The organism is Streptomyces sp. WAC00040 (assembly GCF_056835925.1).
In genome coordinates this window covers 1,507,003-1,520,790 of sequence record NZ_JAKQZE010000001.1, presented here as the reverse complement: position 1 = coordinate 1,520,790, position 13,788 = coordinate 1,507,003, and the positions used below count along the sequence as shown (strand labels likewise).

Annotated in this window: 10 protein-coding genes, 3 tRNA genes and 1 pseudogene; 10 read left to right on the top strand and 4 right to left on the bottom strand. The window is 70.9% G+C overall.

The window, feature by feature from the left end:
- Positions 1–36 precede the first annotated feature (36 nt).
- The 4 genes from purD to MDN94_RS06930 all read left to right on the top strand — a co-directional run bounded on the left by purD (position 37) and on the right by MDN94_RS06930 (position 6,065).
- Complete coding sequence (gene purD / locus MDN94_RS06945) at positions 37–1,299, top strand: phosphoribosylamine--glycine ligase (protein WP_482725049.1); 1,263 nt, start codon at positions 37–39, stop codon at positions 1,297–1,299.
- A gap of 371 nt (positions 1,300–1,670) precedes the next feature.
- A complete protein-coding gene (locus MDN94_RS06940; protein ID WP_482725048.1) occupies positions 1,671–3,329 on the top strand; it encodes a M48 family metalloprotease in 1,659 nt (552 codons plus the stop codon).
- A gap of 238 nt (positions 3,330–3,567) precedes the next feature.
- Complete coding sequence (locus MDN94_RS06935; protein WP_482725047.1) at positions 3,568–5,028, top strand: N,N-dimethylformamidase beta subunit family domain-containing protein; 1,461 nt, start codon at positions 3,568–3,570, stop codon at positions 5,026–5,028.
- A gap of 137 nt (positions 5,029–5,165) precedes the next feature.
- Complete coding sequence (locus MDN94_RS06930) at positions 5,166–6,065, top strand: phosphoribosylaminoimidazolesuccinocarboxamide synthase (RefSeq protein ID WP_482725046.1); 900 nt, start codon at positions 5,166–5,168, stop codon at positions 6,063–6,065.
- A gap of 57 nt (positions 6,066–6,122) precedes the next feature.
- Here MDN94_RS06930 and MDN94_RS06925 read toward each other — a convergent pair.
- The 4 genes from MDN94_RS06925 to MDN94_RS06910 form a co-directional block, all read right to left on the bottom strand.
- Positions 6,123–6,195 (bottom strand) — tRNA-Gly (locus MDN94_RS06925).
- 620 nt (positions 6,196–6,815) lie between these two features.
- Positions 6,816–6,888: transfer RNA gene (locus MDN94_RS06920), tRNA-Gly, on the bottom strand.
- An 80-nt stretch (positions 6,889–6,968) separates the two neighbouring features.
- Positions 6,969–7,040, bottom strand: a tRNA-Gly gene (locus MDN94_RS06915).
- Between the two features lie 109 nt (positions 7,041–7,149).
- Positions 7,150–7,488, bottom strand: a complete 339-nt coding sequence (locus MDN94_RS06910; RefSeq protein WP_482725045.1) for a histone-like nucleoid-structuring protein Lsr2 — start codon at positions 7,486–7,488, stop codon at positions 7,150–7,152.
- A 290-nt stretch (positions 7,489–7,778) separates the two neighbouring features.
- On the opposite strand from MDN94_RS06910, the gene purS reads away from it, so the two are divergent.
- From purS to MDN94_RS06880, 6 genes and pseudogenes are all read left to right on the top strand, one after another.
- A complete protein-coding gene (gene purS, locus MDN94_RS06905) occupies positions 7,779–8,024 on the top strand; it encodes a phosphoribosylformylglycinamidine synthase subunit PurS (protein ID WP_005315325.1) in 246 nt (81 codons plus the stop codon).
- Complete coding sequence (gene purQ, locus MDN94_RS06900; RefSeq protein WP_482725044.1) at positions 8,021–8,701, top strand: phosphoribosylformylglycinamidine synthase subunit PurQ; 681 nt, start codon at positions 8,021–8,023, stop codon at positions 8,699–8,701. Before purS ends, purQ begins: the two co-directional genes overlap by 4 nt.
- Positions 8,698–10,947: a phosphoribosylformylglycinamidine synthase subunit PurL gene (gene purL / locus MDN94_RS06895; RefSeq protein ID WP_482725043.1), complete on the top strand. Its 2,250-nt coding sequence runs from the start codon at positions 8,698–8,700 to the stop codon at positions 10,945–10,947. The genes purQ and purL overlap by 4 nt, the downstream gene beginning before the upstream one ends.
- A 111-nt stretch (positions 10,948–11,058) precedes the next feature.
- A pseudogene (locus tag MDN94_RS06890) lies at positions 11,059–11,814 on the top strand (M23 family metallopeptidase).
- A gap of 9 nt (positions 11,815–11,823) precedes the next feature.
- Complete coding sequence (locus tag MDN94_RS06885) at positions 11,824–12,615, top strand: maleylpyruvate isomerase family mycothiol-dependent enzyme (protein WP_482725042.1); 792 nt, start codon at positions 11,824–11,826, stop codon at positions 12,613–12,615.
- Positions 12,616–12,712: 97 nt separating this feature from the next.
- The gene (locus MDN94_RS06880) at positions 12,713–13,555 is read left to right on the top strand and encodes an META domain-containing protein (protein WP_482725041.1); all 843 of its coding nucleotides are present in this window, start codon (positions 12,713–12,715) and stop codon (positions 13,553–13,555) included.
- Positions 13,556–13,788 lie beyond the last annotated feature (233 nt).

Sequence of the window (13,788 nt, the reverse complement as noted above, 5' to 3'; positions counted from 1 at the left end):
GACAGGCAGGGGCGTCCGGCGGTTAGGCTGACTGCCGTGAAGGTCCTCGTCATCGGCGGCGGCGCCCGCGAACATGCCCTGTGCCGCTCTCTGTCCCTCGATCCCGACGTCACCGCTCTGCACTGCGCGCCCGGAAACGCCGGTATCGCGGAGGTCGCCGAGCTCCACCCGGTCGACCAGATGGACGGCGCGGCCGTCGCGGAGCTCGCCACCGGGCTCGGAGCCGGGCTCGTCGTCGTCGGCCCCGAGGCTCCCCTCGTCGCCGGTGTCGCCGACGCCGTGCGCCGGGCGGGTATCCCCTGCTTCGGCCCCTCCAAGGAGGCGGCGGAGCTGGAGGGCTCCAAGGCGTTCGCCAAGGACGTGATGGCCGCCGCGGGAGTGCCGACGGCGCGCAGCTACGTCTGCACGACCCCGGAGGAGATCGACGAGGCGCTCGACGCCTTCGGAGCCCCGTACGTCGTCAAGGACGACGGCCTGGCGGCCGGCAAGGGTGTCGTCGTCACCGACGACGTCGCCGCGGCCCGCGAGCACGCGCTGGCCTGCGGCCGGGTCGTGATCGAGGAGTTCCTCGACGGTCCCGAGGTGTCCCTGTTCGCGATCACCGACGGCGTGACGGTCCTCCCCCTCCAGCCCGCGCAGGACTTCAAGCGCGCCCTCGACGACGACGAGGGGCCCAACACGGGCGGCATGGGAGCCTACTCGCCGCTGCCCTGGGCCGACCCGAAGCTGGTCGACGAGGTCATGGCGAGCGTGCTCCAGCCGACCGTGGACGAGCTGCGCCGCCGTGGCACGCCGTTCTCCGGCCTGCTGTACGCGGGGCTGGCGATCACCTCACGCGGTGTGCGGGTGATCGAGTTCAACGCCCGCTTCGGCGACCCGGAGACGCAGGTCGTCCTGGCGCGTCTCAAGACGCCGCTGGCGCGTGTCCTGCTCCATGCGGCCAAGGGCACGCTGGACACCGAGCCCCCGCTCACCTGGCACGACGACGCGGCCGTGACCGTCGTTGTCGCCTCGCACAACTACCCGGGCACCCCGCGCACCGGCGACCCGATCGAGGGCCTCGATGCCGTCGCGGCCGAGGACGCGCCCCACGCGTACGTGCTGCACGCCGGTACGAAGCGGGACGGCGACGCGGTCGTGAGCGCGGGCGGCCGGGTGCTGTCGGTCACGGCGACCGGCAAGGACCTCACCGAGGCCCGTGAGCGGGCCTACCGGGCCGTGGGCAGGATCCGCCTCGACGGGTCCCAGCACCGCACGGACATCGCCCGCAAGGCCGCTCAGGCCCGTCCCGGCGCCTGAGCTGCCCGTCCGCGCCCTGTCGCTCGGCCGTCCGCCCTGGCGCGGATCCGGCCGCCTTGCGCACGCGGCCCGACGAACCGCCCTCCCCTGCGGCCAGGGCCGACCGCGTACGGCCCGGCAAGGCCGCCGGTGACACTTCGCACCGCCGTACGACGCCCGCCCGGACATTCCGTCCGGGCGGGCGATCCTTTGCCCAAAGCCATTCCATCGGGTGACGGCTTCCCCATCCGGATGACGGCCGCCAAAGCCCCAACTATGGTGCGGCGCAAGCATTCCGGCACTTGGCCCACCGGCATTGCGATGTCAGTGGGCGATGCCACAGTGGGGGAGTGACCAACACCGTCGCAGGGCAGAGGGGGTGAGGTCCGGCCGTGTCCGGTACCGGTATCGGTGAGTCGATGGGCGCCAGGGGCGCGCGTGCCAAGGCGCTGGCCGTGCTGCGTATCCGCAGTAGGGCGGTCTCGGTGGCACTCCTCCCGGCGGCCGCCGCCGTCGTCCTGTTCGCAGGCGGGGCGACGGGCCACATGGCAGGCGGCGGCTGGGACATCGCCCGCTGGGTCGTCACGGGCTGCGCGATGGTCGTGCTGGTGACCGCGGCTATCGTGACCGCGGCGATCGTGCGTGCCTCCCCCGCGCTGAGCCCGACCGTGGAGCTGCCGGAGCGTTCCGCCCCGGATCTCTACCGACTGGTGAGGGACCTGGCGGAGCGCCTCGAGGTGCCCGCGCCGTCGGCGCTGGCGCTGACGCCTGACTGCGACAGCTGGCTCGAGGACCGGTCGCACCCGGCGCACTCGATATCGGGTGGCCGGCGTCGCACGGGCGAGGCTCCGGTGCTGGTCATCGGTTCGCCGTTCCTGTGGTGGATGCGGGTGGCCGAGCTGCGCGCGGTGCTCGCTCCGGTCGTCGCGGGCACCGGGTCCGCGGCCGATCCCGACATAGCCGCCGCCCGCCGTTTCGTACGGGGGCTGGACGCGGTGGTCGCCGATGCGGCCCGCCCGGGCCAGGGCAGGACGCGCCAGCTGCTGTCCCGCTTCGTCGGCAGGACCGCGAGGCTGTTGCTCCGAAGTTGTCAGGACCAGGCCGCGGGCATGGAGCGCTGGGTCGCCGCGGCCGCGTCGGAGCGCGCACAGGCTGTGGACTACGGGCTGCGCATCGTGGCGCAGGAGCAGGTCGGCCTGGCGTACGCGGGCTGGGACCGGTTGCTGACGAGGGTCGCGCTCCCCGCCTGGCGGATGGGCCGCTGGCCCTCCCGGCTGGACGCCGGTGTGGTGTCCGCCCTGACCGAGCTGTCGCGCCGCGACCGCCTTGCCGAGGGCTTCGCCTCCCGGCTGGGCGAGCGCCCGGCGTGCGACCTGCTGGAGGAGCCGGGCGCGGTCGACGAGGCGGCGTCACTGCTGGCCGCGCGTCTCTTCCACGGCGGTCCCGCCGGCCAGGGCCCCGACTGGGCACCGGTCGACTGGCAGCAGTATCCGGAGGAGGTCGTGGACCGGAAGTGGCGTACGGAAGCGGCCCGCATCCATCAGGTTCTCGACGAGCTCGGCGTCGCGCCGTCGAGGGGGCCGCAGGGCCCGACGCTGGTCCGGGTCATGGACCACCTGTCCGCACGGCCCGGCGGAGAGGCGAGCGAGGCCCTGGCCGCCGTGCTGACCGCCCGTGTGGCGCGTGAGGAGGCGCTCGCGGAGCCCGTGGCCGGAATCGGGGACCACCCGGTGGACGCGTCCGAGGACGCCCTGGCGCTCTGGGGCGGCGGCGATCCGCTGCCGCTCATGCCGCTTCAGCCGCCGCGCACCGGCCGCGAGCTGCTCGCCGACCATGTCGTCGCGATGGTGTGCTGCACGGCTGTCGACACCGTCGGCGCGGTGCCGGGCCTGGACTGGCTCGACGGTCCCGCGCTCCTGGTCGACGGCGAGCGGCGGGCGGATCTGGCGGCGCCCGTGCTGAGCCTGGTCGAGGACGGGGACGCTCAACCGCTGCGGGTCTGGCTGGGTTCCCTCGGGGTCCGCCCGGAGAAGCCGGTCCGCCTTGTCTGAAGGGCGCCCACCGGGCGAAGCCGCGGCGGACCGGCCGCTCCCGCGCCGGGTCCGGATGCCGGGTGCCGGACGGCACGGGCAGCGCGAATCGGAGTGATCTGTTCCGGTTCCGGTCTCCTTGCCGTCAATTCGCGACGAACGGTGACGGACTGCATGCGTAATGTGATGTGCTGGAGACCGGCGCTGAACAGGTCGGCGCGGCGCGGTTGTCACAGGGGCACCGAGGGAGGGGGCAGGCATGGGGGCGGATCAGATCCGGCGATGGGAATCGGGCGCTCTCGCGCACGCCGTCTCCGATCCCTTCGGCCAGGGGCCGCTGCCCTGGCTGCGCGGCAGTGAGAACTACTTCGACGACACCGGCCAGGTGGTCCCCTGGTACGCCGATCCGAGCCTGGCCCGCGGCGGCTCCGGGGGTCCGCGGACCGCGGACGACGTGCGCCGTCAGATCAAGGGGTTCGTGAGTCCCGGAGCCGCCGCCCCCGGTGAGGCCGTCGACTTCCACATCACGGTGGATCCCCCGCAGCAGTTCTCCGTAGACGTATACCGGATCGGCCACTACGACGGCGACGGCGCCGCCAAGATCACCACGAGCCCCCGGCTCTCGGGGATCGTCCAGCCTCCGCCGCTCACCGCCGACCGCACGGTCTCCTGCCACCACTGGTGGCTCTCCTGGCGGCTCCAGATCCCCTCATACTGGTCCGTCGGCGCCTACGTCGCCGTGCTGACCACCCTGGACGGGTACCGCTCGCACATCCCCTTCACGGTCCGCGACGACCATCCCGCGGACCTGCTCCTGCTGCTGCCCGACGTCACCTGGCAGGCGTACAACCTCTATCCGGAGGACGGCCGCACCGGCGCCAGCCTCTATCACGCCTGGGACGAGGACGGCAGGCTGCTGGGCGAGGAGGACGCCGCGACCACGGTCTCCTTCGACCGTCCGTACGCGGGCGCCGGCCTCCCGCTCCATGTCGGCCACGCCTACGACTTCATCCGCTGGGCCGAGCGGTACGGCTACGACCTCGCCTACGCCGACACCCGCGATCTGCACGCCGGACGCATCGATCCGGCCCGCTACCGCGGCCTGGTCTTCCCCGGCCACGACGAGTACTGGTCGGCCCCCATGCGCCGGGCGGTGGAGCAGGCCCGCGACCGGGGCACGTCGCTCGTCTTCCTCTCCGCCAACACCATGTACTGGCAGGTCGAGCTCTCACCGTCACCGTCAGGCGTCCCGGACCGGCTGTTGACCTGCCGCAAACGCCGTGGCCCCGGAAAGCCCGCGCTGTGGCGCGAGGTGGACCGGGCCGAGCAGCAGCTGATGGGCATCCAGTACGCGGGCCGGGTGCCCGAGCCGTCCCCGCTGGTCGTACGGAACGCGGACCACTGGCTGTGGGAGACCACCGGCGCGACGGAGGGCGACGAACTGCCCGGCCTGGTCGCCGGAGAGGCCGACCGGTACTTCCCGCGCACGGCACTGCCCGAGCACGAGAGCCGGATCCTGCTCGCGCACTCCCCGTACCTGGACGGCGACGGCACGGTCCGCCACCAGGAGACCTCCCTCTACCGCGCACCCTCCGGCGCCCTGGTCTTCGCCTCGGGGACCTTCGCGTGGTCCCCGGCCCTGGACCGGCCCGGCCACGTCGACCCCCGGATCCAGCGGGCGACCGCCAATCTCCTGGACCGCATCTCCAAGCGTGACTAGTCCCCGTCCGCACCGCCCGGGGCACGATGTGCCCCGGGCGGTCGGTCGACCGGCGGGGCCTGCCGCACCCTGACCGGGTGGGTCCGGCCCGCGTACGGGACAATCGGAGCTGTTGTTCACAGCCACGGGGAGGAACCGTGTCCGGATTCGTCGAAAAGCCCGAGCCGCTGCAGGTGCCCGGCCTGGTGCATCTGCACACCGGCAAGGTGCGCGACCTGTACCAGAACGAGGCGGGCGACCTCGTGATGGTCGCCAGCGATCGCATGTCGGCGTACGACTGGGTACTGCCCACCGAGATCCCCGACAAGGGCCGGGTCCTGACCCAGCTCTCGCTGTGGTGGTTCGAACGCCTCGAGGACCTGATCGGCAACCACGTCATCTCCACCGAGCTGCCTCCCGGCGCGCCCGCGGACTGGGCCGGCCGCACCACGGTGTGCAAGTCACTGCGCATGGTCCCGGTCGAGTGCGTGGCCCGCGGCTATCTCACCGGATCCGGGCTCGCCGAATACCGGCAGAGCCGCACGGTGTGCGGCCTGGCGCTCCCCGAGGGTCTGAGTGACGGCTCCGAGCTCCCCGCCCCGATCTTCACGCCCGCGACCAAGGCCGCCGTCGGGGACCACGACGAGAACGTGAGCTACGAGGAGGTCGCCCGCCAGGTCGGCGCCGAGACCGCCGCCCACCTGCGCCAGTCGACCCTCGCCGTCTACTCCCGGGCCCGTGACATCGCACGCGGGCGGGGCATCATCCTGGCGGACACGAAGTTCGAGTTCGGCTTCGACGGTGACAGGTTGCTCATCGCCGACGAGGTGCTCACCCCGGACTCGTCCCGATTCTGGCCGGCGGCGAGCTGGCAGCCGGGCCGCGCCCAGCCGTCCTACGACAAGCAGTACGTCCGGGACTGGTTGACCTCGCCGGAGTCCGGCTGGGACCGGAACAGCGAGCAGCCGCCGCCCGCACTGCCGCAGGAGGTCGTGGACGCGACCCGCGCCAAGTACGTGGAGGCCTACGAACTGCTGACCGGCGCGACCTGGTCCTAGCAGGACGCCCGGACACGAAGAAGCCCCCGGCCGAAAGGCCGGGGGCTTCTTCTCTTGAGCGGACGACGAGATTCGAACTCGCGACCCTCACCTTGGCAAGGTGATGCTCTACCAACTGAGCCACGTCCGCATGCGCCGTAGCGCGGAGACCACTATACCCAAAGTCGGCGGTGCGCGAGACGCACCGCCGACCGGAGTTCCCCTCGCGGCCCGGCAGGGCGGGACGCCAGAGCATTCCGCATTGCCGGCCCGCGCCGGTGCGACTTCTTCGCGACAGGGAGCCCGCTCGGTGGGACGGCGATCACCTCGCCCTTTCCAGGGCTTGGGTGAGCGCATGGCTTCGGAAGTCAACTCGGCTCTGTCCGGAGGGATTTCCGGCGCACCGGACGGATGTTCGCCGGTCGCCGACGTTCTCGGGCCGGGCCCTGGCGCGGTCGTCACAAGCACTCCGGGTGAGGGCCTCGGCCGGCCTGCGCGGCCGGTAATGATCACGGTTCGCCGACGCGTGGGCTGTGGGCACTGTCACAACATGTGCCCGGGATGCCCGGGTGCGGCTGCGCGGTTTCCTGCTCACATCGCCTTTGCCGGTCATGCGCCGGCTGGATCAATGCCGCCGGCGCCACCCGTTCGCTGATGAGCTGCCCGTCCGCACATGAAGAGAAGCCCGATCAGGAGGAGGCCCGGAGTATGACGAAGGCTCGGAGCACGACGAAGGCCCCGGTCGCAATGACCGGGGCCTTCGTTCTCTTGAGCGGACGACGAGATTCGAACTCGCGACCCTCACCTTGGCAAGGTGATGCTCTACCAACTGAGCCACGTCCGCATTGTTGCCGCTCGGCTCTCACCGGGCGGTACGTCCACCACTGTACCTGATCCACATCCGTGGACGGTAAAGCGATGCAGAGCGGGTGACAGGAATTGCACACTGCGCCTTCCCCCTGGAAGGGGGATGTTCTACTACTGAACTACACCCGCACGCTGCTCGAGGCGGGCCTTTCGGCTTGCCCCTCGGCGTGCTCCAGACTCTAGCGGATCACCTGGGGTGCAGTGCAACTCCGTTGGGCGCGGCCGCGGCCGGCGTCGCTCAACTGGCCTCGCGGAACGCCTCGTAGACGCGCTTCGGGATACGGCCGCGGGCCGGCACGTCCATCTTGTTGGACTGTGCCCACGCCCGGACCGCTGCCGGTGCGGCCTCGACGGCGGTGTGCCGGTAGGCAACGGCGCGCGGCTTGTCGCGCTTGCCGCCGTTCGTCTGCTTTCGTCCGGCAGCCATGTAGGGCGCCAGCGCCTTGCGCAGTTTCTTTGCATTGGAGAGATTGAGGTCGATCTCGTACGACTTCCCGTCGAGGCCGAACGTGACCGTTTCCGTCGCTTCTCCGCCATCGATGTCGTCGGAGAGCGTGACCACCACTCGCTGAGCCACGGATATCGGTCCTTTCCCTGCGGTATCGCCGGAACGGCGTGGGTTGTGACGTGCGGCGATACCGGTTATTCGGCCGTCGAGGGGCAATGCTGCTTTCCTCTGTATTCCTTTGTACAGCGGACGGGCGTGCATTGTGAAGCCCCGGCAATTACTTGCGCGTGTCCTTCACAATGGGGCCCGGCAATCTTTCCTTGGATTTCGCGGTGGGTGGGTTTGATATCTACCCGCGTAGATTTTCCGGGCGGGTACGCTGAGGGAACCGCCCTCGCAACACACCACCGGGAGTGCCCGTGGCTCGCGTCGTAGTCGACGTCATGCTCAAGCCCGAGATCCTCGACCCCCAGGGACAGGCGGTGCAGCGTGCACTGCCGCGACTGGGATTCGCCGGGATCGCGGACGTCCGTCAGGGAAAGCGCTTCGAACTGGAGGTGGAGGGGCCGGTCGACGACGCCGCCCTCTCCCGCATCCATGAGATGGCTGAAACGTTCCTCGCCAACACCGTCATCGAGGACTTCGTCGTGAAGGTGGAGTCGTGACCGCTCGTATCGGAGTCGTCACCTTCCCCGGAACGCTCGATGACCAGGACGCGCTGCGTGCCGCACGGCTCGCCGGCGCAGAGGCGGTACCGCTCTGGCACCGCGACAAGGACCTCAAGCAGGTCGACGCGGTCGTCCTCGCCGGAGGTTTCTCGTACGGCGACTATCTCCGTGCCGGTGCCATCTCCCGGTTCTCGCCGGTGATGGAGACGATCATCGAGCAGGCGAAGGCCGGTATGCCGGTCCTGGGTATCTGCAACGGTTTCCAGATCCTCACGGAGGCCCACCTCCTGCCGGGCGCGATGCTGCGGAACAACCATCTGCACTTCATCTGCCGTGACCAGAAGCTGCGGGTGGAGAACGCGGACACCGCCTGGACCGCGGACTACGAGTCCGGCCAGGAGATCTCCGTACCGCTGAAGAACATGGACGGCCGGTACGTCGCCGACGAGCGGGTGCTCGACGAGCTCGAGGCCGAGGGCCGTGTCGCCTTCCGCTACCTGGACCTGAACCCCAACGGCTCGCTGCGCGACATCGCCGGCATCACCAACGCCGCGGGCAACGTGGTCGGTCTGATGCCGCACCCCGAGCACGCCGTGGAGCCACTGATCGGTACCGGCGGTACCGACGGACTCGGATTCTTCACCTCCATTCTCAAGAAGCTGGTCGCAGCATGACTCTGGACACCGTCAAGCACGCCACCGAGACCCCGGACGCCGGCCAGCCGTGGAAGGAGCTCGGCCTCAAGGAGGACGAGTACGCCCGGATCCGCGAGATCCTGGGCCGCCGTCCCACCGGTGCCGAGCTCGCGATGTACAGCGTCATGTGGTCGGAGCACTGCTCGTACAAGAGCAGCAAGGTCCACCTGAAGCAGTTCGGCGAGAAGGCGCCCGAGAACGACGCCATGCTCGTCGGCATCGGTGAGAACGCGGGCGTCGTCGACGTCGGCCAGGGTTACGCCGTCACCTTCAAGGTGGAGTCGCACAACCACCCGTCGTACATCGAGCCCTACCAGGGCGCGGCCACCGGTGTCGGCGGCATCGTCCGCGACATCCTCGCGATGGGCGCCCGCCCGGTCGCCGTCGTGGACCCGCTGCGCTTCGGCGCCGCCGACCACCCCGACACCAAGCGCGTCCTGCCGGGCGTGGTCGCGGGCATCGGCGGCTACGGCAACTGCCTGGGCCTGCCGAACATCGGCGGCGAGGTCGTCTTCGACGAGTGCTACCAGGGCAACCCGCTGGTCAACGCCGGCTGCATCGGTGTGATGAAGCACGAGGACATCCACCTCGCGAAGGCGTCGGGCCCCGGCAACAAGGTGATCCTCTACGGCGCCCGCACCGGCGGCGACGGCATCGGCGGTGTCTCGGTGCTCGCCTCGGAGACCTTCGAGTCGACGGGTCCCGCCAAGCGGCCCGCCGTCCAGGTCGGCGACCCCTTCCAGGAGAAGCTCCTCATCGAGTGCACCCTTGAGATCTTCAAGGAGAAGCTCGTCGCCGGCATCCAGGACCTCGGCGGCGCCGGTCTGTCCTGCGCCACCTCCGAGCTCGCGAGCGCCGGCTCCGGCGGTATGCGGGTCGAGCTGGACAGCGTGCCGCTGCGCGACGCGACGCTCTCGCCGGAGGAGATCCTCATGAGCGAGTCGCAGGAGCGCATGTGCGCGATCGTCGAGCCGGACAAGGTGGACCGGTTCCTGGAGATCTGCGAGAAGTGGGACGTCATCGCCACGGTCATCGGTGAGGTGACCGACGGCGAGCGCCTGGAGATCTTCTGGCACGGCGAGCAGATCGTCGACGTGCCGCCGCGGACCGTCGCCCACGAGGGCCCGGTCTACCACCGCCCGTACGCCCGCCCCTCCTGGCAGGACGCGCTCCAGGCGGACGACGCGAACAAGCTGGCCCGCCCGGCGAACGCGGAGGAGCTGCGCGAGCAGGTCCTGAAGCTGGTCGCCTCTCCGAACCAGGCCTCCAAGGCGTGGATCACCGACCAGTACGACCGCTTCGTGCAGGGCAACACGGTGCTGGCGCAGCCGGAGGACGCGGGCATGGTCCGGATCGACGAGGAGTCGAACCTGGGCGTGGCCATGGCGACCGACGGCAACGGCCGGTACGCGAAGCTCGACCCGTACACGGGTGCGCAGCTCGCGCTGGCGGAGGCGTACCGCAACGTGGCCGCGTCCGGTGCGAAGCCGCTCGCGATCTCCGACTGCCTGAACTTCGGCTCGCCCGAGGACCCGGACGTCATGTGGCAGTTCGCCGAGGCCACGCGTGGTCTCGCGGACGGCTGTCTGCAGCTGGGCACGCCGGTGACCGGCGGCAACGTCTCGCTCTACAACCAGACGGGCGAGACGGCGATCCACCCGACGCCGGTCGTCGCGGTGCTCGGTGTGATCGACGACGTCAACCGCAGGACGCCGATCGCGTTCGCCGAGGAGGGGCAACTGCTCTACCTGCTCGGCGACACCCGAGAGGAGTTCGGCGGCTCGGCCTGGTCCCAGGTCGTCCACGACCACCTCGGCGGTCTGCCGCCGAAGGTCGACCTCGACCGGGAGAAGCTGCTGGGCGAGATCCTGATCTCGGCCTCCCGCGACGGCATGATCGACGCGGCGCACGACCTGTCCGACGGCGGCCTGATCCAGGCGGTCACGGAGTCGTGCCTGCGTGGCGGCAAGGGTGCGCGGCTCGTCGTCCCGGACGGTCTGGACGCGTTCACCTTCCTGCTGAGCGAGTCGGCCGGCCGGGCGGTCGTCGCCGTCCCGCGCAGCGAGGAGCTCCGCTTCAACGACATGTGCGGCGCCCGCGGTCTGCCCGTGACCCGTATCGGTGTGGTGGACGGAGACGCCGTCGAGGTGCAGGGCGAGTTCAGCATCCCGCTGAGCGAGCTGCGCACGGCGCACGAGGCGACCATCCCGGGTCTGCTCGTCTGACCTTCCGCTCTGTGGCCCCCCGTCCGGTTCCGACCGGGCGGGGGCTTCTGCGTGCGGGTGTTGCACGTAAGTGATCGTCTACCGGTCGGATGGAGGGCGCTCCTCGCGCTCATGCTCCTCGACCTGCTCGCCGGCCTTCCGTTCGACCGGCTGCGGATCTGGTCGCCCGCGCTGCTCTCCCTCGCGGTACTCGTGGGCGCTTGCGTCCGCACCCGCCGGGCCCGGCGTCAGCACCCGCGCGAGGCGGCCGAGGTCGGCGTCCCGGTGCGCAGCCACTGGTCGGCGCTGAACAGCCCGACGGACCGCACGCCGAGCCCATGGCTACGGGCAGACGTACGCCATCGACCTCGTTGCCGAGCCTTCCGAGGGCGCCCGGCCGCGGTTCATGGCCCTTTGGCCGGTCGTCCGCCGGAACAGGGACGTTCCTGCCTTCGGGGAGCCGCTGTCCGCCGTCGCCGATGCCATCGTCGTCCACGCGAGGACCCGTCTGAGCCGCAATTCGCTGCTCGTGGTGCCCCACCTGGTGATCGTCGAGCCGTCGCTCCGGGACATCGGCGGAGTCCGCGAGGTCTTCGGCAACCATGTCGTCCTGGACCTCGGCGACGGAGGGTTGCCGCGTACGTGCATCTCCAGCGCGGCTCCCTCGCGGTCCGGGCAGGCGACCGGCTCCGGGCAGGGCAGCCGATCGCACGGTGCGGGAACTCCGGCAACTCCTCGGAACCGCACCTTCACTTCCAGCTCATGGACGGCCCGGACGCGGACACCGCGGTCGGCTCGCGGTCCGACGGCGCGGGCTCGAAGTCCCCGGGAACGGGGGAGACGTTCACTGCCGGGGACACGGTGTCCGGTGGCCTGCCCACCCCGTAGGGTCGGTTCATGCCACCGGCCAGGAAGCGTCTTCGCAGCTACGATCCCGCCCTCACCCGCGCCGCCGTGCTCGCCCAGTTCGGGCACGTCAGGCAGGCTGTGGACGGCCTCACCGACGGCCAGTTGGCGCTGCCGACGCGGCTCGGGGACTGGACCGTGCGGGAGCTCGCCGCGCACGTGGCCATGGTCGCCGGACTCGTCACGCGCTATCTGCGCCTGCCGGAGCCCGACAAGCAGGACCTGGCGCTGCTGGACTGGCCCTTCGCGACGGTGACGGCGGCGGGGCAGGTCGACGAGGACACCAGGGCCTTCGCGAAGGGCGGTACGGTCGCCGAACTGTTCGACCGCACGGCCGCGGGCCTCGAGGAGCTGTTGCCGACCGCCGACGCGGAGCGGCTCGTGCCCATGCGGTTCGGCGGGATGCGGCTCGGGGACTTCCTGGTCACCCGCACCGTCGAGCTGATCGTCCACACCGACGACCTGAACGACGCGACCGGGCTGGACATCCCGTACGACCGCCGGGCGCTCGCCGCCTGCACACGGCTGCTCGCGGACGCCCTCGCGGTGAAGGCGCCGGGTGCGTCGACGGAGGTGCGCGTCCCGCCGTTCGCCGTGGTGCAGTGCGTCGAAGGCCCGCGGCACACCCGCGGCACGCCGCCCAATGTCGTCGAGACCGACCCGCTGACGTGGGTCCGCCTCGCCACCGGCCGTACCGGATGGCGTGAGGCGCTCGACTCGGCGAAGGTCGCCGCGAGCGGCGAGCGCGCCGATCTCGGCGCACTGCTGCCGATCCTGGGCTGACCGGCGGGGCGGGCGGAAGGGCCACGTCGGGCCCGTGCCCTGCGGCCGGACGGGGGAACGGGCGGAACCGACCTCAGGGCCGCTCCGTCACACGGGTATGCGCAATCAGCTGAGCATTTCTGTGACCGCACTGGCCGTCCTCGCACTCGCCGCCTGCGGCACGGAGTCGGGCGCCGGCTCCGGTGACCGCGGCGACGGAGGAGGAGGCGACGGAGGAGGAACCGTGCAGCCCGATGTTCCTGTGACCGGTGTCCACTGGTCCGTCGACAGCGTCACGGTCGACGGGCGCAGGACCAAGGCCCCTGCCGACGCCCACGTCGAGATCACGGACAAGGGGCGGGCCCAGGGCAACTACGGCTGCAACCGCTTCGGCGCCGACGTGAAGATCGAGGGCGACACCATCACGGTGGGGCCCGGAGAGATGACCGAGATGGCGTGCGAGGAGAAGATCCAGGGCTTCGAGGACACCCTGCGCGCCGCCTTCTCCGGGAAGCTCAAGGCGAAGCTCAGCGACGGCAGGCTGACCCTGACGACGGAGAAGGGCGACTCCATCGCCCTCACCTCCGAGCCGTCCTCCCCGCTGGTGGGCACCAAGTGGTCCGTGAACAGCCTGGTGTCCGGGCAGACGGCGGCGTCCCTGCCGGCCGGCACGGAGAACAAGGCGCATCTGACCTTCGCCAAGGACGGTTCCGTGAGGGGCAGCCTGGGCTGCAACCGCTTCACCAGCACGGCGAAGATCTCGGACGACTCGATCACCTTCGGTCGCCTCTCCTCGACCCGGAAGCTGTGCGAAGGCCCGGTGATGGACGTGGAGCGTCAGCTGGCCAAGGTCCTCGACGGGACGGTGAAGTACCGGCTGGGGCACCGGTCGCTCACGCTCACCGCCCCGGACGGCGAGGGCTTCGCGGCGGTCGCTTCCGACACGTCCCGCGAGAAGTGACCGTGTGAACTAGCACACGCCGCCTCCACCGGACGCGACGGACCGCACCGGGCGCTCGTTGACGGAGGGTGATCAAGTCGATGGCGGCGGGCCGGAGGCCGAATCCCTGGCCGGGACGGGGTGCGGGCACGTCCGTCCCGGATCCTGGACGCCTCGCTGGACGATCTGCGAGTGTCCGGCGAGGTCGGGCGCACGCCGGCGGGCCCAAGGGACGGGGCCCTTCATGCGCCGTT

Coding starts and splice junctions, on each gene's coding strand:
- MDN94_RS06880 (WP_482725041.1), top strand. CDS start 12,713: ATGCGCAATCAGCTGAGCATTTCTGTGACCGCACTGGCCGTCCTCGCA.
- MDN94_RS06935 (WP_482725047.1), top strand. CDS start 3,568: ATGGGGGCGGATCAGATCCGGCGATGGGAATCGGGCGCTCTCGCGCAC.
- purL (WP_482725043.1), top strand. CDS start 8,698: ATGACTCTGGACACCGTCAAGCACGCCACCGAGACCCCGGACGCCGGC.
- MDN94_RS06885 (WP_482725042.1), top strand. CDS start 11,824: ATGCCACCGGCCAGGAAGCGTCTTCGCAGCTACGATCCCGCCCTCACC.